This is a genomic window from Dactylosporangium sp. NPDC049525 (assembly GCF_040676755.1).
Lineage (GTDB): Bacteria > Actinomycetota > Actinomycetes > Mycobacteriales > Micromonosporaceae > Dactylosporangium.
This window is the reverse complement of sequence record NZ_JBFAPO010000027.1, coordinates 79,871-99,478: the sequence shown is the minus strand read 5'-3', so window position 1 is coordinate 99,478 and position 19,608 is coordinate 79,871. Positions and strand designations below refer to the sequence as shown.

The 19,608-nt window shown below is 72.6% G+C and carries 14 protein-coding genes; all 14 read left to right on the top strand.

Annotated features, from left to right (window positions below; genetic code table 11):
- The first annotated feature begins 1 nt into the window (after position 1).
- The 14 genes from AB0K00_RS32475 (at position 2) to AB0K00_RS32410 (ending at position 19,569) form a co-directional block, all read left to right on the top strand.
- On the top strand, positions 2 to 5,389 hold the full coding sequence (locus AB0K00_RS32475; protein ID WP_363528231.1) for a beta-ketoacyl synthase N-terminal-like domain-containing protein: 5,388 nt from the start codon (positions 2 to 4) through the stop codon (positions 5,387 to 5,389).
- 266 nt (positions 5,390 to 5,655) lie between these two features.
- Positions 5,656 to 6,399 carry a 2OG-Fe dioxygenase family protein gene (locus AB0K00_RS32470; RefSeq protein ID WP_363528151.1) on the top strand — a complete coding sequence of 248 codons (744 nt, stop codon included), beginning with the start codon at positions 5,656 to 5,658 and terminating at the stop codon, positions 6,397 to 6,399.
- 12 nt (positions 6,400 to 6,411) lie between these two features.
- A complete protein-coding gene (locus AB0K00_RS32465) occupies positions 6,412 to 7,077 on the top strand; it encodes a hypothetical protein (protein WP_363528149.1) in 666 nt (221 codons plus the stop codon).
- Complete coding sequence (locus AB0K00_RS32460) at positions 7,074 to 8,102, top strand: BtrH N-terminal domain-containing protein (RefSeq protein ID WP_363528146.1); 1,029 nt, start codon at positions 7,074 to 7,076, stop codon at positions 8,100 to 8,102. The genes AB0K00_RS32465 and AB0K00_RS32460 overlap by 4 nt, the downstream gene beginning before the upstream one ends.
- Before the next feature lie 28 nt (positions 8,103 to 8,130).
- The gene (gene lysX, locus AB0K00_RS32455) at positions 8,131 to 9,009 is read left to right on the top strand and encodes a lysine biosynthesis protein LysX (RefSeq protein WP_363528144.1); all 879 of its coding nucleotides are present in this window, start codon (positions 8,131 to 8,133) and stop codon (positions 9,007 to 9,009) included.
- Positions 9,009 to 9,725 (top strand): hypothetical protein, encoded by a 717-nt coding sequence (locus AB0K00_RS32450; RefSeq protein WP_363528141.1) that lies wholly within the window; start codon positions 9,009 to 9,011, stop codon positions 9,723 to 9,725. Before lysX ends, AB0K00_RS32450 begins: the two co-directional genes overlap by 1 nt.
- Positions 9,726 to 9,828: 103 nt before the next feature.
- Positions 9,829 to 11,094 (top strand): cytochrome P450, encoded by a 1,266-nt coding sequence (locus AB0K00_RS32445; protein ID WP_363528138.1) that lies wholly within the window; start codon positions 9,829 to 9,831, stop codon positions 11,092 to 11,094.
- Positions 11,091 to 11,852 (top strand): alpha/beta fold hydrolase, encoded by a 762-nt coding sequence (locus AB0K00_RS32440; protein WP_363528135.1) that lies wholly within the window; start codon positions 11,091 to 11,093, stop codon positions 11,850 to 11,852. The genes AB0K00_RS32445 and AB0K00_RS32440 overlap by 4 nt, the downstream gene beginning before the upstream one ends.
- 33 nt (positions 11,853 to 11,885) lie before the next feature.
- A complete protein-coding gene (locus AB0K00_RS32435) occupies positions 11,886 to 14,093 on the top strand; it encodes an acyl-CoA dehydrogenase family protein (RefSeq protein WP_363528132.1) in 2,208 nt (735 codons plus the stop codon).
- A gap of 56 nt (positions 14,094 to 14,149) precedes the next feature.
- Positions 14,150 to 14,731, top strand: coding sequence for a TetR/AcrR family transcriptional regulator (locus AB0K00_RS32430; protein ID WP_363528127.1), 582 nt, complete (start codon positions 14,150 to 14,152; stop codon positions 14,729 to 14,731).
- A gap of 96 nt (positions 14,732 to 14,827) precedes the next feature.
- Positions 14,828 to 15,682: an alpha/beta fold hydrolase gene (locus tag AB0K00_RS32425; RefSeq protein WP_363528124.1), complete on the top strand. Its 855-nt coding sequence runs from the start codon at positions 14,828 to 14,830 to the stop codon at positions 15,680 to 15,682.
- Between the two features lie 132 nt (positions 15,683 to 15,814).
- Positions 15,815 to 17,089, top strand: a complete 1,275-nt coding sequence (locus AB0K00_RS32420; protein WP_363528122.1) for a YqgE/AlgH family protein — start codon at positions 15,815 to 15,817, stop codon at positions 17,087 to 17,089.
- 4 nt (positions 17,090 to 17,093) lie between these two features.
- Positions 17,094 to 19,148, top strand: a complete 2,055-nt coding sequence (locus tag AB0K00_RS32415; RefSeq protein ID WP_363528119.1) for a hypothetical protein — start codon at positions 17,094 to 17,096, stop codon at positions 19,146 to 19,148.
- Between the two features lie 43 nt (positions 19,149 to 19,191).
- Positions 19,192 to 19,569 (top strand): hypothetical protein, encoded by a 378-nt coding sequence (locus AB0K00_RS32410; protein ID WP_363528117.1) that lies wholly within the window; start codon positions 19,192 to 19,194, stop codon positions 19,567 to 19,569.
- The last annotated feature ends 39 nt before the right edge of the window (positions 19,570 to 19,608 follow it).

Here is a 19,608-nt window from a genome sequence, read left to right as displayed (position 1 = left end):
GATGGTGCACACGCCGCCGATGACCCCGGACACGACCGACGAGCCGCTCGCGGTGATCGGCATGAGCTGCCGGTTCGCCCCTGACCTCGACACCCCCGGCCAGCTGTGGGAGCACCTGCGCGCCGGCCGCAGCGCCGTCGGCGAGATGCCCGCGCGCCGCTGGGACCCCTACGAGGCCGACCCGAAGACCCGCGCGATCCTGCGCCAGACGACCCGCAAGGGCTCGTTCATGAACGACATCGAGGGCTTCGACGCGGAGTTCTTCCAGATCACGCCGCGCGAGGCCGAGTACATCGACCCGCAGCAGCGCATCATGCTGGAGATGGCCTGGGAGGCGCTGTGCGACGCCGGGCTGCCGCCGACCTCCCTCGCCGGCACCGACGCCGGCGTCTACGTGGCCGCGAACACCAACGACTACGGCCGCCGGCTCCTGGAGGACCTGGACCGCACCGGCGCGTGGGCGGTCAACGGCACCACGTTCTACGGCATCGCCAACCGCATCTCGTACTTCCTCGACGCGCACGGCCCGAGCATGGCGGTCGACACCGCCTGCGCCGGCTCGCTGACCGCCCTGCACGTCGCGTGCCAGGCGCTGCGCAGCGGTGAGACCAGCGTGGCGATCGTCGGCGGGATCAACATCATGTCCTCGCCGGCCCTCGTGGTCGCCCTCGACGCGGCGTCCGCGACGTCACCCGACGGGCGCAGCAAGGCGTTCGACAAGGCCGCCGACGGCTACGGCCGCGGTGAGGGCGGCGGCGTCGTCATCCTCAAGCGCCTGTCCGACGCGGTCCGCGACGACGACCCGGTCTACGGGCTCGTCATGGGCAGCGGCGTGTTCCAGGACGGCCGCTCCGACGGCATGATGGCGCCGAACAGCGAGGCGCAGCAGCGGATGCTGGAGGAGGTGTACCAGCGGGCCGGGATCGACCCGAACACGGTGCAGTACGTCGAGGCGCACGGCACCGGCACCCAGCTCGGCGACACCGCCGAGGCACGGGCCATCGGCAACGTCTTCGGGCCCAACCGCGACAGCGACGACCCGCTGCTGCTCGGCACGCTCAAGCCCAACGTGGGCCACGTCGAGGCCGCCTCCGGCATCGCCGGCGTCATCAAGGTGCTGCTCGGCATGCGGCACGGCGAGCTGCCGCCGAGCCCGCACGAGGAGGTCAACCCCGAGCTGGGCCTGGAGTCCAGCAAGATCCGCCTGGTCGAGGAGACGACCCCGTGGCCGGAGAGCGAGCACGGCATGCGTGCCGGCGTCTCCAGCTACGGCGTGGGCGGCTCGATTGCGCACGCCATCCTGCAGGAGCCCCCGGCGCACCAGAGCGATGCGGCCACCCCCACGCAGACCGTCCGCCCGTGGGTGTTCCCCGTGTCGGCGGCCGCCGGTCAGGGCGTCCGCGACCTCGCCGGCGCCGTCGCCGAATGGGTGCGCGAGCACCCCGACGCCGACCTGAGCTCCCTCGCCCACACGCTGACCGAACGCCGCTCCCACCTGGCGCACCGCGCCGGCGTGGTGGCCGGCGATCGGGACGAGCTCCTGGCCGGCCTCGACGCGCTGGTCGCCGGGGAGAACTCGCCGGCGGTCGCCATGGGCGCGGCACGCACGTTCGGCGACACCACCGCGGAGGGACCCGTCTGGGTGTTCTCCGGGCACGGCGCGCAGTGGTCCGGCATGGGCCAGGAGTTGCTGCGGACCGAGCCGGCGTTCGCCCGGGTGATCGACGAGCTGGGCCCGGTCTTCGCCGAGGAACTGGGCTGGACCCCGCGTGAGGCGATCGACGCGGGCGGCCCGTGGACGGTGGCCCGTACCCAGGCGATGACGTACGCGATGCAGGTCGCGCTCGCCGAGGTGTGGACCGAGCTGGGCCTGCGCCCGGGCGCGATCATCGGGCACTCGGTCGGTGAGATCGCCGCGGCGACCGTCGCCGGCAGCCTCGACCGCGCCGACGCCGCCAGGTTCGCCTGCCGGCGGGCCCGGGCCCTGGAACAGGTCGCCGGGCGTGGCGCGATGGCGATGGTGCCGATGGCGTTCGACGAGGTCGAGCGGAAGCTGGCCGGCCGCGACGGCGTCGTCGCCGCGATCGCCGCCAGCCCCCTGTCCACGGTGATCTCCGGTGACATCGACGCGGTCGAGGCCGCGGTCGCCGGGTTCGAGACCGAGGGCATCAAGGCCCGCAAGGTCAACACCGACGTCGCGTTCCACAGCCCGCACGTGCGGGGTGCGGTCCTCGACGAGGTCCGGCAGGCGGCCGGCGCGCTGCGCGCCCGCGACCCGCAGGTGACGCTGTACAGCACCGCGCAGACCGACCCGCGTTCCGGCGCGGCCCGCGAGGGCGAGTACTGGGCCACGAACCTGGCCGAGCCGGTGCGCTTCAACCAGGCCGTCCGGGCCGCGCTCGACGACGGCAACCGGGTGTTCCTGGAGGTCTCCTCGCACCCCGTGGTGGCGCACTCGATCACCGAGACCGCCCTGGACGCCGGGATCGCCGACGCGCAGGTCGCCATCACCCTGCGCCGGGACGAGCCGGAGCAGCGCACCGCCGTGTTCAACCTGGCCAAGCTGCACTGCCTCGGCACGCCGGTGACCTGGTCGTACCCGGGTGAACTGGTCGACGTGCCGGCGGTGCGCTGGCAGCACCGGCCGTTCTGGATCTTCCCCGACACGCCGGCCGAGCAGGGCGCCGGCCGCGGCCACGACCCGGAGACGCACACGCTGATCGGCGGGTACACCACCGTCGCCAGCGCACCGGTGCAGCGGGTCTGGCAGACCGAGCTGGACATGTCGAACCGCCCCTACGCCCAGTCGCACAAGGTCGTCGGGGTCGAGACGGTGCCCGCCTCGGTGGTGCTCAACTCGTTCATCGGCGCCGCCGCCGACGCCGGCGAGGGCGACGTCCAGTACGGGCTGCGCGACATCGTGTTCCGCATCCCCCTGGCCGCGCACCCGACCCGCGTGGTGCAGCTGGTGATGGAGCAGGACAAGGTCCGCCTCGCCAGCCGGATCAAGCGCGAGGAGGGCAGCGGCGGGGTCCACGACAACGAGTGGCTGACCCACACCACCGCGACCGTCGTGCCGGAGCCGGTCGTCGGCGCCACCCCGATGGAGGACGTGGACGCCATCCGCGCCCGCTGCCCGGAGTCGTGGAGCTGGACCAAGGTCGACGACATCTTCCGGGGCATGGGCGTGGACGGCTACACGTTCCCGTGGGAGGTGGAGGAGCTGCTCCGCGGTGACGACGAGCAGATCAGCACGGTCCAGGTCGACCACACGCCGAAGCGGCACCCGTCCAGCTGGACCGCGGTCGTCGACGCCGCGCTGACCGTCAGCGGCGTGCGGGTGATGACCGAGGACTCCTCGGTGCTGCGGACCTGCTCGCACCTGGAGTCGCTGTCCTACCGGGGCGCGCCGCCGGCCCGCATCTACGTGCACACCACGTTCGACCCGCGCACGCCGGACACCATCAACATGGTCGTGGCGAACGACAGCGGCGAGGTCGTGTGTGAGGCGCGCGGGCTGCGCTACGTCCAGGTGCAGGACATCGGCACCGGCGCGGTCGGCCCCCGCGACCTGGTGCAGGAGCTGGCCTGGGAGCAGGTCACGGTGCGCGACGACGCGCCCGCGCCGCGGCAGGCGCTCCTGGTGGGGCAGCCCGACGGCGGTCCCGCGCTCGTCGAGGCCCTCGCCGCGCAGGGCGTCGAGGCCCGCTCGGCGCTCGACGCGGCCGCGATCAGCGACGGCACCCTCGCCGCCGGTGACGTGGTGATCGTCGCGCCGCCGGCGCTGCTGCCGGACGAGGCGCCCGAGCAGGCGGCCCGCCGCAACGCCCAGGCGCTCGTCGACGCGGTGCAGCGCATCGCCGAGATCCCCGACGAGCAGCGCCGGCCCACGGTCTGGGTGCTGACCAAGGGGGTCCGCGACGGCGACACCGAGGCCGCGCTGGCGCACGCCCCGCTGTGGGGCGCCGGCCGGATCGTCGCCGGGGAACGCCCCGACCTGTGGGGTGGCACGATCGACGTCGCCGGCGACCAGGACCTCGCGTCCGTGGCCGGGGTGATCGGTGCGCTGCCGCCCAACGAGGACGTGCTGTCCGCGACGTCCGAAGGGCTGTTCGCGGCCCGGCTGCAGCGGGTCGAGCGGCCCGCCGAGCGCGACGACGCGGCGGTCTGCCGCCCGGACGGGACCTACATGGTCACCGGTGGTCTCGGCGCGCTGGGCCTGGAGGCGGCGCGGTACCTGGTCGAACAGGGCGCCCGCAGGCTGGTGCTGGTCGGCCGGCGGGGGCTGCCGCCCCGGTCGGAATGGGGCCAGATCAGCGACCCGGCGGTCGCGGCGCAGGTGGCCGAGGTGGTCGCCCTGGAGGCGGCCGGTGCCACGGTCCGCGTGCTGCGGCTGGACATCGCCGACGCCGAGGCGACGGCCCGGGCGCTGGACCCCGGCGCGCTGGACCTGCCGGCGATCCGCGGCATCGTGCACTGCGCCGGCGTGGTGTCCGACGCGCTGGTGGAGAAGACCGGCGCGGCGAACCTGGACACCACGATGGGGCCGAAGGCCGACGGCGCGATGGTCCTGCACCGGCTGTACCCGGCCGGCACGCTGGACTTCTTCACGATGTTCTCCTCCTGCGGCCAGTACGCCCGGCTCACCGGCCAGGTCAGCTACGCCTCGGCGAACTCGTTCCTGGACGCCCTCGCCGCGCTGCGGCGGGCCCAGGGCGAGGCCGGCGCGACCAGCTTCGCGTGGGCGCAGTGGATCGGCCGCGGCATGGGCGAGACCACGGGCAAGGCCACCATCCTGGAGGCCGAGTCCCGCGGTCTGGGCGGCATCACCGTCACCGAGGCGCTGCGCAGCTGGAGCTACGCGGACCGGTACGGCCTGCCGTACGCCGCGGTGATGCGGGTGATGCCGGGCCACACGCTGCCGGTGTTCTCGCACCTGTCGGTCACCGACGCCGACGCGGAGAACGCCGCCGACGGCGCGGTGGACTGGTCCGCCGTGCCGGCGGGCGAGCTGGAGGAGAAGGTCCTCGCCGAGACGCACCAGCAGGTGGCCGCCGAGCTCAACCTCGCGCCGGACGACATCGCGATCGACCGGCCGCTGCTGGAGCTCGGGGTCGACTCGGTGCTCACCGTGGCGCTGCGGGTGCGGCTGCACCGCTGCTTCGCCGTCGACCTGCCGCCCACGATCCTGTGGAGCAACCCGACGGTCCGCGCGCTCGCCGGCTTCCTCGCCGGTGAACTGGGCGGCAGCGCGGAGGACGAGACCCCGGCCGAGACGCCGGCCGGTGCGCCGGCCGAGGCTGAGGCGCCCGAGACGGACGGCGGATCGGACCTGACCCGGCAGGTGCCGCAGGTTCGGCGCGAAGAAGCCCCGGTAGCCGCCGCCTGAGACCGGACCGGGGCGGAGATGATCTCGAAGCCCCGGTCCACCCGGGCCCGGGACGGTGTGACCCACTCGTCCCGGGCCCGTCGTATCCCTAGACTCTACATATACTTCAACATGGGCTTGAGCTGCTAAAAGGGGCCGTCAAGCGACGCTGGCGGCGCACAGTCGACAGGACGCGTTGCAGAGTCCACGATATGATTCCCACTAATGACTGTGGGGTCTGTGCCCCGAGGCACCGTTCACGTTGAACCATCGAGGGGAAGCCACTGATGGACAACTCCGAAGACCTCCGCGCCGACGACGTCGCGCAGAACGGTTGGGCACACGGCCGTCTGCCGCTGCCGACCGAAGGACGCGAATGGCAACGCTTCGCGTCGGCCTGGGACGACCTGGTCCCGGACGCCTATCTCGGCGACGCGCGCTGCCGCCGCAACCGGCGCTACGGCAGGGTGCTCGCGCACCGCGACGGCACGCTCGAGCCGCTGGTGGGCACCGAGTTCTTCCAGAGCAAGCAGATCAACCGCGCGTTCGGCGACCAGCTGCGCGTCTTCGAGCCGCTGACGGACGAGGCCCTCGCCAGCCCGCGGTTCAGCCAGATCCTGCGCGAGTCCGTCGGCGTCGTCAACGAGGCGGCCGGCAAGCGCGACTGGGAGCTCGGCATCCACTTCATCCGGGTGATTGCCGACGCCGAGGACGCCTCGGAGCCCGCCCCGGAGGGCCGGCACTCCGACGGCCACGAATACGTGGTGATCCACCTGATCGACCGGCACCGCTGCGTCGGGGGCGAGAGCCGGGTCTTCCGCCGCGGCGAGGAGCAGCCGCAGCACAAGGTCACCATGACCGAACCCCTCGAGGCGCTGGCGCTGTCCGACACCGAGATGGAGCACGCCGTCAGCGAGATCCGCACCGAGGAAGCGTGCGACTGCGGCTGGCGCGACACCATGATCGTCGACTTCAACACCGTGCCCGACCTCGCCGACGTCGAGGGACGCACGCACAGCTCGCTGCAGTGATTGGAGGGTGCAATGAGCCAGGTTTCAGACCATCCGGTGCTCACCTCCGGGGCGTATGACCGTCTCGTGCAGCGGCTGCCGGGCACGACGGCACACCCGGATTTCTGCCTGATCGGCATCGACGACCTGCTCAACAACCGCGCCACGACCGGCGTCGGTGACCTCGACGTGGGCCGCTTGAACGCGTGGGGCAACTCGTTCCCGTCGCAGGAGCTGCCCGAGCCCGGCGCCGTGATCGAGATCGCCGGCATCCCGTTCGTGTGGCCGACCGCGCACGCCGACGGCGACAACGTCCGGTCCGAGGGCCAGGTCATCGACATCCCGTCGGGCCGGTACGACTGGATCTACCTGCTGGCCGCCTCGGAGCGCCGCAGCGAGGACACGCTGTGGGTGCACTACGACGACGGGCACGCCGACCCGCTCCAGGTCGGGGTCTCGGACTTCCTGGACGGCACGCCGGCGTTCGGTGAGCTGCCGGCGTTCCGGACCGCGCAGATGCACTACCCGCACCATGTCCAGGAGAACCTGCCGACCACGATGTGGCTGGCCCGGGTCGGGATGCCCCGCCGCGGGCGCGCGCAGGCCCTGCGGCTGCCGCGGCTGGTCGCCCTGCACGTCTTCGCCATCACCCTGGTGACCGGCATCGACGTGCGGCTCGCGGACGGCGCGCTGGCATGATCGAGACCGCACCGAAGGTCCAGCTCTGGACCCGCGACCTCGGCAGCTGCCTGCACGGCACCCTCGCCACCGTGCTGCTGCACGACGGGCACGACCCGGTCACGGTCCTGGGCGCGTCGTGGGAGTTCCGCCGCCGTGCGGGCGCCTGGACCACCGAGGAGTACTACTACCTGGCCGAGCCCGACTCCCTCGCCAAGCGGCTCGCGCTGCACCACCCGTTCGAGTCGACCTGGCACCGCAGCGAGGCACCCGGCGACGGGCTCGGCGAGCTGCGCGACGCGCTCGCCGCGGGGGTGCTGCCGATCGCCGCGGTGGACAACTTCCACCTGCCGTTCCGGCCCGCCTTCCACGACGTGCACGCCGCGCACCTGCTGGTGGTGTACCGCATCACCGACACCGACGTGTACGTGTCCGACGCCCAGCCGCCGGCGTTCCAGGGTCCGATCCCCGTCGCCGACTTCCTGCGCAGCTGGGACTCGGCGAACCCGGCGCACGACGCCGACGTGTTCTTCAGCTCCAGCCCCAGCGACCGGCGCTGGCTGCACGCCCGCATGCGGGGCGACGTGCCGGAGACCAGCCGCGACTGGCTCGCCCAGGTGATCCGGGACAACGTCGCCCGCTACCGGGCCGCGTCCCCGGCCGGCGTCGAGACCGGGGTCGAGGGCCTGCGCCGGTACCTCGACGAGCTGTGCGCGCTGGAGCCCGGCACGGAGGCCGCCGACGCGGCGCTGAGCGAGCTGTACGTCATCAGCTGGAACATCCAGGCGCAGAGCGGGCTGCACGCGGAGTTCCTGCGCGAGCAGGGCCTGCGCTGGAGGATCCCAGAGCTCGCCGAGGCCGCGGCCCGCGTCGACGCGGTCGCGCACGGCTGGACCGGCGTGCGGATGACCGGCGCGCACTCCCGGGTCTGGCAGCGGCACCGCTTCGACGAGCTGCGCGGGCACAGTGCCGAACTCATCCGCCGCCTTGAGGTCGCGCTCGAACAGCTCGACCGCACCGCGGACGCCGTGTCCCGGCAGGCGTGAACCGCCGCCGGCAACGAGAAGGGCCATCGTGGACAGAACTGACTTGCCGATCGCCGTGGTCGCCTCCCGGGTCCGCCGCGAGGAACGCCTGATCCTCTCCACGTTCGAGCGGCGCGGGCTGCGCTACGAGCACGTCGACCCGCGGAAACTGACGGTGCTGCTCGCCGACGGGCGCCCGCCGTTCCGCGCGGCACTCATGCGCGAGGTCAGCCACAGCCGTGCCGCGTCCGTCGCGTCCACATTGGACGCGCTCGGCGTGCCCACACTCAACCGGCCCGAGGTGCTGGACACCTGCGGCGACAAGCTGCGCACCGCACTGGCGTTCCACCACGCGGGGCTGCCGATCCCGCAGGCGGGCGTCGCGTGGGGTACCCCCGCGGCGCTGGAGGCCATGTCCAAGCTCGGCTATCCCGTGGTCCTGAAACCGGTGACCGGGTCCTGGGGGCACCTGACGGCGCGGGTCTACGACGAGGAGCAGGCCCGCACCGTGCTGGAGCACCGCGCCGCCCTGCCGAACCCGCAGCAGCACGTGTTCTACCTCCAGGAGCACATCGACAAGCCGGGACGGGACATCAAGTCCTACGTCGCCGGCGGCGAGGTGGTGTGCGCCATCTACAAGAACGCGGTCGACGACTGGCGGACGAACACCGCGATCGGTGGCGCACCCACCCCGTGCCCCATCACCCCGGAGCTCAACGCGCTCGCGGTGGCGGCGGCCGAGGCCGTCGGGGGCGGCTTCCTCGGCGTCGACATCCTCATCGACCAGCAGGAGCGGATGTTCGCGAACGAGGTCAACCACACCCCCGAGTTCCACGGCGCCATCGACGCGACCGGCGTCGACGTCGCCGGGCACATTGTCGACTGGGTGGTCGCGTCGCTGGAGGACCTGGAAGGCAGGCAGCACTGATGGGACAGCCACTGCTCGCACTGTGGAGCGCGCCGCGCTCCCGGTCCACGGTCTTCTTCCGGATGATGCTGGAGCGCAACGACCTGGTGCCGTTCCACGAGCCGTTCTGCAACATCGCCAACGACGGCACCACCCAGGTCGGCGACCGGGCGGTGACCTCCAGCGGCGAGCTGGTCGACGTCCTGCTCGAGCTCGCCGAGCAGCGCACGGTGTTCTTCAAGGACACCACCGACTGCGAGTACGACACCGTGTTCGACCGCCAGGACTTCCTGAAGGGCGGGCGGCACGCGTTCCTGCTCCGGCACCCGCGGGAGATCATCCCATCGTATGCGGCGATCAAGCCGGACATGGCCCTGCGCGAGGTCGGCGTGGAGTACCTCGCCAGGATTCACCAGGCGGTCCTCGACGCCGGCGGCGATCCGGTGGTCGTCGACTCCGACGACTTCGTCGACCAGCCGGAGCGGACCGTGCGGGCATACTGCGCGGCGGTCGGCCTGCCGTTCAAGGACGACATACTGCACTGGCAGCCGGGGGAGCGGTCGGAGTGGCGCCAGTCCGCACGCTGGCACACCGACGTCAGCACCAGTTCCACGGTGCAGCGCCAGGAGCGCGCCTACGACCGCACGATCGACACGGATCCCTTGCTGCGCAGCTTCTACGAGCATCACCTGCCGTTCTACGAGCAGCTCTGGGATCGACGCATCCGGATCTCGTGAGGCCGCGTCCCGGGTTGCCGCTTGTAGACTCCGCAGTTACTGTGGCCTTAGCCGACACTCGACATATACGACATGGCACAGGCGATATCGAGAGGCTTGGTTGATGATTATCACGACGCCGCCGTTCTGCCCGGTGCAGTTCGACGACCCCGATCTGCTCAACTCCGCCTTCCACGCGCACACGGACATGCACGCGCTGTGGGCGCACCTGCGCGAGGTGGCGCCGGTGTACAAGGCGGACCCGGGCGGCGGGCGGGAACAGTTCTGGGTGGTGACCCGGCACGAGGACGTCAGCCGGGTCCTGCGCAGTCACACCGAGTTCTCCTCCCGGCGCGGCACGATCCTCAGCGTTCTCGACCTCAACACGCCGGACATCGCGACCGACGACATGCTCGCCGACACCGACCCGCCGCGGCACCGTGAGCTGCGCGAGCCGCTCAACCACGCGTTCGCCCCGACGCTGGTCGCCACGCACGAGGAGCTGATCCGCGGGCTGGCCCGGGACTCGATCCAGCGGGCGCTGGACGCCGACGTCTACGACATCGCCCACGACACGATGATGTTCGCGATGTCGATCACCGGCACGCTCATGGGCCTGCCCCCGGAGTCCTGGGAGCGGCTGATGCACCTGGTGATGATGATGATCGCCTACGACGACCCGTCCTACTCCGCCGGCGGCGCGCAGGCCACCGTCCGCCAGGCCCGGCACCAGGTCTTCGAGGCGTTCAAGGAGCAGTTCGCACTGCGCTCCCGCGACGACGAGCACCCCGACGCCATCGGCGTCATGCGGCAGATGGACCTCTCCGAGGGCCCGATGACCGAGCTGCAGGCAATGGTCAACGGCTACGTGCTGCTCATCGGCGCCAATGTGACCACGCCGCACACGCTGTGCACCCTCTTCTCGCAGATGGCCCAGCACCCCGACCAGTTCGAGAAGCTGCGGCAGCACCCGGAGAACATCCAGGTCGCGCTCGCCGAGGTGCTGCGCTGGGCGTCGCCGGTCACCGCGCTCATGCGGTACGCCATCCAGGACGTGGAACTGCAGGGGCAGACCATCAAGGCCGGCGACCCGGTCAGCGCCTGGCTCGGCTCCGCCAACCGCGACGAGCGGGTCTTCGAGGACCCCTACACCTTCGACCTCGAGCGCCGGCCGAACAGGCACGTCGCGTTCGGCATCGGGCCGCACTACTGCATCGGCGCCGGCATGGCGAAGGTGACCCTGCAGATCTTCATCGAGGAGATGCTGGACATGGTGGAGTCCGTCGAGATCGCCGGCGAGGTGCAGCACGTCGCGTCGCACTTCGTGCCGGGATACAAGAGCCTCCCGGTGCGGTTCACGCCGCGCAAGACGGTGGTGGCGGCCCGGTGAGCAGCCCGCCGACCTACCGCAGCGACGCGCGGTTGTGGTTCGACCGCCGGTTCCAGTCCGTCACCGCGACCCACAGCCTCTACTGCTTCCCGTTCGCGGGCGGCTCCGCCACCTACTACGCCGACTGGGAGAAGTACTTCACCGGCCGGGTCGAGCTGGTGCCGGTGCAGCTGCCGGGGCGCGGGGCGCGGATGACCGAGACGCCCGCCACCGACCTGTGCGGCCTGGCCGACGAGCTCGCCGATGTGATCGCCGACGAGCCCACCGAGGTGGTGCTGTTCGGGCACAGCATGGGCGCGATCCTCGCGTTCGAGGTCGGCCGCCGGCTCACCGCCCGTGGCCGGGCCGTGCGGCACCTGTTCGTGACGGGCCGGCCCGCGCCGCCGATCGTGCGCCCCCGCACGCCCGTCAGCGACCTGCCCCGCGCCGAGTTCCTGCAGATGCTGCGCGACTACGGCGCCGCGGCCGACGCCGTCTTCGAGCACGAGGACCTGCTGGACGTGCTGATGCCCATGATGCGGGCCGACTTCGCGATGATCGAGAACTACCGGCGCCGGCCGGGGCCGCGGCTGTCGTGCCCGGTCACCGCGTGGTGCGGCGACAGCGACCCCGGGGTGCCGCCGGAGGCGATGGTGCCGTGGGGCGACGAGACGTCCGGTCCGTTCGCGCTGTCCGTGCTGCCGGGCGGGCATTTCTTCCTCACCGAGCACCACGCCGAGGTCGTGCGGGGCATCAACGCCGCCATCCGGGGCGTCTGAGCCGTTCTGCGTCGTTCGCTAAGGAGTCTGAGCATGGATTTCGATGTTCCACAGGAGACCGCCGACTTCGCCGCCGAGGTCGACGAGGTGCTGCGCTCGCCGGAGACGGCGCGGCTGCTGCAGGACGTCCACGCTCGGCACGACGGCATGGACGGCGACGTCCGCCCGCTGTACCGGCACCTCGGCAGCGCCGGCATCCTCGCGCCCTCATGGCCGGCCGAGTACGGCGGCCGGGGCCTCGACTACACCGCGACCGTGACGCTGCTCGAACAGCTCGTCTCGCACGGGATCCCGCAGAACCTGTACTGCATCTCGGTGCAGAACGTCGGCTCGCTGATCCTGGCGTCGGGCAACGCGGCCCAGCGCAAGACCCTGCTGCCGGCGATGGCGAGCGCCGAGACCACCGCCTGCATCCTGTTCACCGAGCCGACCAACGGCTCCGACCTCGCCGCGCTGACCACGACCGCGGTCCGCGACGGCAACGGCTGGGTCCTCAACGGGCGCAAGACGTACAACCTCAAAAGCGCCTACGCGGACTTCGCGCTCATCGCGGTGCGCACCGACCCGCAGGCCAGCGTGTATGAGGGGATCACCCTCTTCCTCGTCCCGCTGAATACCCCCGGCGTGGTCATCCGCCCCATTCCCAGCATGGCCAACGAGCAGTTCCACGACATCTGGTTCACCGACGTGCGCGTCGACGACGACGCGGTCTTCGGCAAGGTCGGCGCCGGCTGGTCGCTGATCACGCAGATGTTCGCCGCCGAACGCACCGGCCTGGACTACTACGCGCGCGGCCGGCACTGGCTGAACATGATCGCCGAACGCCTCGACGAGGACGGCGACCGCGTCGGCCTGGCCCGCTACCGGACCCGCCTGGCCGCCAGCAAGCTGCTCAGCTGCCAGGTCATGCAGAACCTGCAGGATGGCAACGCCGACATCGCCGAGTCGTCGTTCGCCAAATGGCACTGCAGCGAGACCGCCCAACGGATCGCCTGGTGGTCCCTGGACGCCCTCGGCCCGGACGTGCTCACACCCGGCCCCGACGCCGGCGACCGCATCCTGGAGGCCGCGCTGCGCGAGTCGCCCGGAGTGACCATCTCCGGCGGGGCGTCCGAGGTGATGCTGGACATCCTGGCCAGCGCGCGGGTGTACTCCTCCGGCACCGGCAGCAGTGCGCCCGGCCCGCGCCTGGACCCGCTGCAGCAGCGCCTCCGCGACGCGGTCGACACGGTCCTCACCCACACCGGCGACCTGTCCACCCAGCTCGCCACGATCGGTGTCCCGGCGCTCAACGCCCCCGAGCGCCTCGGCGGCCTCGCCCTGGGCCTCACCGCCGACATCGTGGTCAACGACCGCCTCGGCTACGCGCTGCAGCCGCTCAGCTGCTACCGCGAGACCGCGTTCGCCCTGGACCTGCTCGGCGGCGACGGCGTGCGCACCGAGCACCTGAGCGAGACCATCGCCGCACTGTACGAGGGAACCCGGCACGCCGTCCTGATCGGCAACCACGGCACGGCCGGCGGCCCCGGCTCCTCCGGCCGCCACAGCGCGTCCGGCGTGCGGGTCAAGGCCGACGGCACCGTCTGGGGCGAGGGCGGCACGGTCTGGGGCGAGTCGGAGCCGCTGGCCCGCAGCAACGTCGGGCTGTGCCTGGTGCGCGCCGCCGGCGACGACGGCGGATGCGCCTGGCACCTCGTCGTCCCGGACCCCGCCACCTGCACCGTCGAGTCCTTCGAGCACTTCGGCACCCCTGCGACGCGGGTCCGCTTCGACGGCGCCACCGCCGAGCCGCTGCCCCTGACCGCCGCACACTGGGAACGCGCGCTCGCCGCCGCCCGCATCCGCCAGGCGGCTCTGCTGCTCGGCATCGCCGACCGGATCCTGGACGTCGCCCGCACCCACGTGAACACCCGCGTCCAGTCCGGCAAGCCACTCGTGGAGCGCCAGACCGTCGCCCACCGCCTGGCCACGCTGATGGGCGAGGCCGACGGCTGGCGGCTCGTGCTGCACAAGGCGGCCTGGGACGTCGACCGCGACGAGCCCGCCCCCACGGCGGCCGTCCTGGCGGCCATCGCCGAACACGCCCAGCTCGCCAGCCGCACCGCACTGCAGTTGCACGGCGTGCGCGGCATGCTCGCCCACTCCACCACGGTGACCGCCTACCGCCAGGTCTCCGTGGAGTCACTCCGCCTCGGCACCCCCGCCACCCTCTGGCAAACCGCCGCCGCCACCACCGCTTGAGCATGGCGTGCGAGACAGTGCTTGCCAGGGACGAACGGTCGTGCTTTTCTTGACGGATGGGGAAGGGTGAGGAGACCAGGCTTGCGGTGCTGGACGAGGCGGCCAGCGTTGCGCGGGGTGTGGGGCTCGGGGGGCTGACGATCGGCACGCTTGCCGAGCGGACGGCGCTGTCCAAGAGCGGGCTCTTCGGTCACTTCAAGTCGAAGGAGTCGCTGCAGCTGCAGGTGCTCCAGCACGCCAGGGCGCGGTTCGTGGACCTGGTGGTCCGGCCCGCCATCGGGGCGCCGCGGGGGGAGCCGCGGCTGCGGGTGCTCTTCGACGGGTGGCTGCGGTGGGAGGCGGTGCCCGGCGGGTGCCTGTTCGTCACGGCCGGGGCGGAGTTCCATCATCAGCCCGGTGCCGTGCGGGACGAGGTCGTCCGGGGTGAGCGGGACATGATCGACATGATCGCCACGATGTTCCGGGCCGGCGTCGCCGACGGCGCGTTCCGGCAGGACACCGACCCCGAGCAGTGCGCCTACGAGTTCAACGGCATTCTCCTGGCCTTCCATTCTGCCTTCCACCTGCTCGAGGACGAGCGTGCCGAGCCGCGGGCGCGGCGGGCGCTGGACTCCCTCCTCGACCGCGTCCGCAACTGATCCCACCCACTGCACCGGAGGAGTTCCATGGTGACCGAGGCCGTAGTATCGGTTCAAAAAAGCACGAACGATCGGTTTTTTCGACCACCACAGCCGGTGCGGGTCGCGTTCCAGGTTCTTGAGCGCGCCGCGCCCGCGATCGGCGCTCGGTGGGCGGAGCGGATCTGGTTCCGGCTGCCCAAGAGGACCGCGCGGTCCGCGCTCGCCCGGCTCGCGCCGTCGGGGGACCCGGGACGGCGGTTCACGATCCGTGTCGGCGGGACCGACGTCGTCGGCGGCACCTGGGGCGATGCAGGGCCGGTGGTGTACCTGGTGCACGGCTGGGCCGGGCACCGCGGCCAGCTGGAGGCCTTCGCGCCCGGCCTGGTCCGCCGCGGGTTCCGGGTGGTTGCGTTCGACGCGCCCAGCCACGGCGAGTCGGGTCCCGGCGCGTTCGGGCCGCGGTCCTCGTCGATCCCCGAGTTCGCCGACGCGCTGGCCGCCGTCGTCGCTCAGCACGGGCCTGCGGAGGGCATCGTCGCGCACTCGCTCGGCTCGGTCGCGGCCGCCATCGCGCTCTGCGACGGGCTGCGGGCCGGGCGGGTCGCCATGATCGCCCCGATGGCGAGCCCCGCGTCCTACGCCCGTCACTTCGCCCGGATCCTCGGGTTCGGGCCGCGGACCCTGGCCCGGCTCACCCGGCGGGTCGAGCGGCGCGTCGGAGCGCCCATGCGGCATTTCGACGTGCCGGAGATCGGGCGGGCCGTACTGATGCCGCCGACGCTGATCGTGCACGACCGGGCCGACCGGTCCATCCCCGTCACCGACGGCATCGCGATCGCCGAGGCGTGGCCGACCGCGCGGCTGCACGTCACGTCCGGGCTCGGGCACCGTAGGCTGCTGCGCGAGCCGGAGGTGGTCGGCGCCGTGGTTGACTTCATGGACGGGAAGGAACCCAGGCTCGCCGGATGACACCCGTCGGATGCACCGACCGGCGTCGACCGTATACCCTCGGTGCCGATGATGCGGGTCGATGGAAGGTGGCACGGTGCAGGTCTGGGTGCGCGACGATTCCGGGGACCGGCGGCTCGACGAGCCCGCGTCTTGACGCACCTGTCCGACCCGCGGCGGTCGCGGGTGGTGCTCGTCGGGTCCAGCACCTACGACAACTTCCCGGCCATCCCAGCGGTCACCAACAACCTCACCGCCCTGCGGGACGTCCTCATCGACCCGCAACGGTGGGGGCTGGACCCTGACGCGTGCCGGGTGGTGCACAACCCGGAGACGCCCCGCGACGTCCACGCGGTGATGCGCCGCGCCGCCGCCGAGGTCGACGTGTCGGGGCTGCTGCTGCTGTACTTCGCGGGGCACGGCGTCATCGACCCCGACACCGGCGTGCTGCACCTGGCGGTCGGGCAGAGCATGCCCGACTCGGCCTACTCCAGCGCCGTGCCGTTCGACTGGGTGCGCCGCCTCGTGCAGGGCAGCCGCAGCGCGCACCGTGTCGTCATCCTCGACTGCTGCTACGCCGGGCGGGCGATCCCCGGACTCGGTGTCGCCGACGACGCCGCGCTCGCCACCCAGGTCGAGATCGACCGCAGCTGCGTCATGGTGGCCGCGTCCGGCAACCGGATCGCGCTCGCGCCGCCCGACGAGCCGCTCACCGCGTTCACCGGCGTGCTGGTCGAGCTGCTGCGCGACGGGGTCGGCGGCGGGCCGGCGCTGCTTGACCTCGGCACCCTGCACGAGGAGATCCGGCGGGTACAGCGTGCCCGCGGCCGCCCGATCCCGGAGCTGCGGGCCCGCAACGGCGGCGACCGGATCCCGATCGTCGTCAATGCCCAGCGACCGGCGCCCGCCGCCGACGTCCCGGCGCGGCAGCCGGAGCCTCCGCCGCGGGCCGACAGCTCCCTCGTCGGGCGGATCCTGCGCGGCGGAGCGGGCGTCGCGGACCCGGAGCTGGCCGGGGTCATCGCGATCCTCGCCCACTCCCCGGTCGAGGGCGCGATCGGGGTGCGGCTCGACCGGCCGGCGACCCGCTCGCCCGCGCACGTGCTCGGCGACGAGCTCGCCGGGTCCCTGCACGTCCCGGCGGTCCTGGACGGCGGTCCGGTCCGCGACGTGGTCGTGCTCCTCGCGCTGCTGCGCGACGGTGCCGCGCCGCCGGACGGGTGGCGGGCGCTCGGCCCGGGACTCGTCGTCATACCGCCGAACGCCGACCCGGCGCAGGCGGAGGCCGTGGTCGCCGCCGCGTACCTGTTCGTCGGCTACCTCGGCTGGCGGCCGCACCAGCTGGAGACCGAGCTGGCCGCCGGCGACCTCGTCGACACGGGCACCGACCTGGCCACCTGGCTCGGCGACCCGCAGCAGGCGTGGTGACGGCATGACCGGAACCGAACAGAGCCTGGTGTACCGGCTGGTCACCACGATCCGGCAGGGCCGCGACGTCACCCTCGTCCTCGGCTCAGGGCTGACCGCCGCGGTCGTGCCGGGCGTCGACCGGATGATCGAGCTCGCCGACGAGTTCGTCGGGCAGGCGCTGCAGAACACCGACCTGCAGGCGGCCCTCGCCGGGCTGCGCGCCACCCGCCGCGACGCCGCCCTCTACACCGCGTACCGCCGGGCGTTCACCGAGTGGCTGTCCCCGGTCGAGTTCGACATCGTCGTGCAGCGGGCGACCCTCGAGGCGTACCGGCCGGCCCGCGGCACCACCGGCGGCTGGGAACGCGTCGGCTACCACCGCGGCGTGCAGCTGGAGGAGGACCGCGACGCGTGGTCGCTGCCGCCGGGCGTCGAGGCGCTGGGTGAGCTCCTCGCCGGTCAGCCGGACCGTTTCGAGCGGCGGGTCATCACGACCAACTTCGATCCGCTCATCGAGATCGCGGTGCGGCGTGCCGGCGGCACCGCGCGCAGCCTCACCCTCCGGCGGGACGGCACGTTCGCGGGGCCGATCGGCCCCGCCGACGGGATCGACGTGCTGCATCTGCACGGGTACTGGCGGCCGACCTCGGAGACCGACGAGCGCTCGCTGCTGCACGACCCCGAGCCGCCGCGGGCCGACGACACCGTCATCGTCAGTGCCCTCGCCGAGGCGCTGCGCGGCGACACGATCTGCGTGGCCGGATACCCGCCGGGCCGCAACGACGCCCTGACCCGGGCGGTCGGCGTGCAGTCCGACGTGTTGTGGGCCCGGCACGACGACGACGCGTCACCGGCCGGCACGGCGCTGATCTACGTCGGTGTCGACGTCGACCGGCTGTTCCCCGCGGTCCGGCGGGGCCTCGCCGCCCTGCCCGTCTCGCTGAAACGCGCCGAGCCGCCGGCACCGGCCGAGCCCGTCACGACCACGCCGCCCGAGTCCGCCACGGCACCCGTCGTCGCGGCGGCCGGGACGGCGCTGCACCGGGTACACCTGCCGACGCTCGAGGCAATTCTCGGCACCCGCCCATCGGCGGTGGAACTGCTGCGGCAGCTGGACTACGAGTTCCGGTGGCGGCGCGTCGACGACACCCCGGACAGGCCGCTGGACCTGGTGTTCTGGCCGGTCCGCCTGCGCCAGCCCACCCTCATCTACGCGGTGCAGGCCACCGTCGCGGCGGCGCTGTCCGCCCGTGGTGTCCGCGTCGTGCTCTGCTTCGACGACCTGGCCGGTGACCAGCACACCCGCAGCTGGCGGGCCCGCTTCACCGACGAGGTCGAGCGCTGGTTCGCCCTCGTCGAGGGCGCCCGGCCGCCGGAGGTCGACTCGCTGGTGTCGTTCTGCTCGCCGGGGCGGGTCGCCGAGCGGCTGCAGGACCCGGAGCTGCTGCGCCGCCCGACGCATCCGTGGGCGGTGCAGCTGGAGTACTACCGCGGCGACCGCATGATTCTCGACGTCGCCCGCGCGGCGAAGGCGTTCCCCGGCGTCGGCGACCTGGAGATCGACGACGCCATGGTCGGTGCGCAGATCCGCACCACCCGCGCCGAGCGGCTGATGAGCACCCCGGCGATCTGGGCGTACCTGCAGTACCTGCTGCGCGACACCCGCCCCGAGGCGGTCATGACCCTCGGCGGTGAGGACGAGGCGGTCATGTGGGACCAGTGGCACGACACCTTCCCCGACTCCGTCGGGCACCTGTTCCACCCCGTGATGGCCAACGTGCGGCAGGACGCGCGGATGCTCGGCGCCCGCAGCTTCCGCGAGGTCGAGGACCACCTGCGCAAGGCGATGCGGCTGGAGAGCTGGGACCGGGAGGACCACTACCTGCACTGGATCGTGCAGCACGCCGTGGTGCTGCACCGGTATCTGCGCAACCGGCCGCCGCTGTCGTACGACGGCCGCCTGCTGGACTCGTGGGAGTCCGTCCGCGCCGCGCTGCTCGACTCCCGGCTGCGGCCCGGCACGGTGCGGGTGATCGCCCGCGAGGTCGCGGCGCTGCTCATGCACGAGTCGGTCTGATCGGCCTATGCGCGGCGCCGCACCCGCGGGTACCGTCGAGGACATGGGCGCTTCCCCCGCCGTAGCCGTCGACGATCTCACGCTGCCCGACGCCATGGATGCCATGGACGCGTTGGACGCCGCCGAGCAGGTCTGGGGCCCCGACCTGCTGGCCTATCTGCTCGGCGCCGGGCTCGACGCGCCGCTGGCCGGATGGTCCGCCGACGTGGCGGTCCAGGACCCCGGCACCCGCACCCGGCTGCACTGCGTGCTGGCGGTGCAGCGGCTCTTCGACCTCGGCAGCGTCGCCCGCGCCTGGGCCCGCGACCTGCACCCGGCGCTGGGCTTCCGCAGCCCGGCGAGCGTGATCCGCACCGGCGACCCTGACGAGCGCCGCATGGTGCTCGAGCTCGCCGAGCGCGACTCGCTCAAGCCGCGCTGACCCGGTTCGGCCACGGACCGGCCCGGGCGATGGCATGAT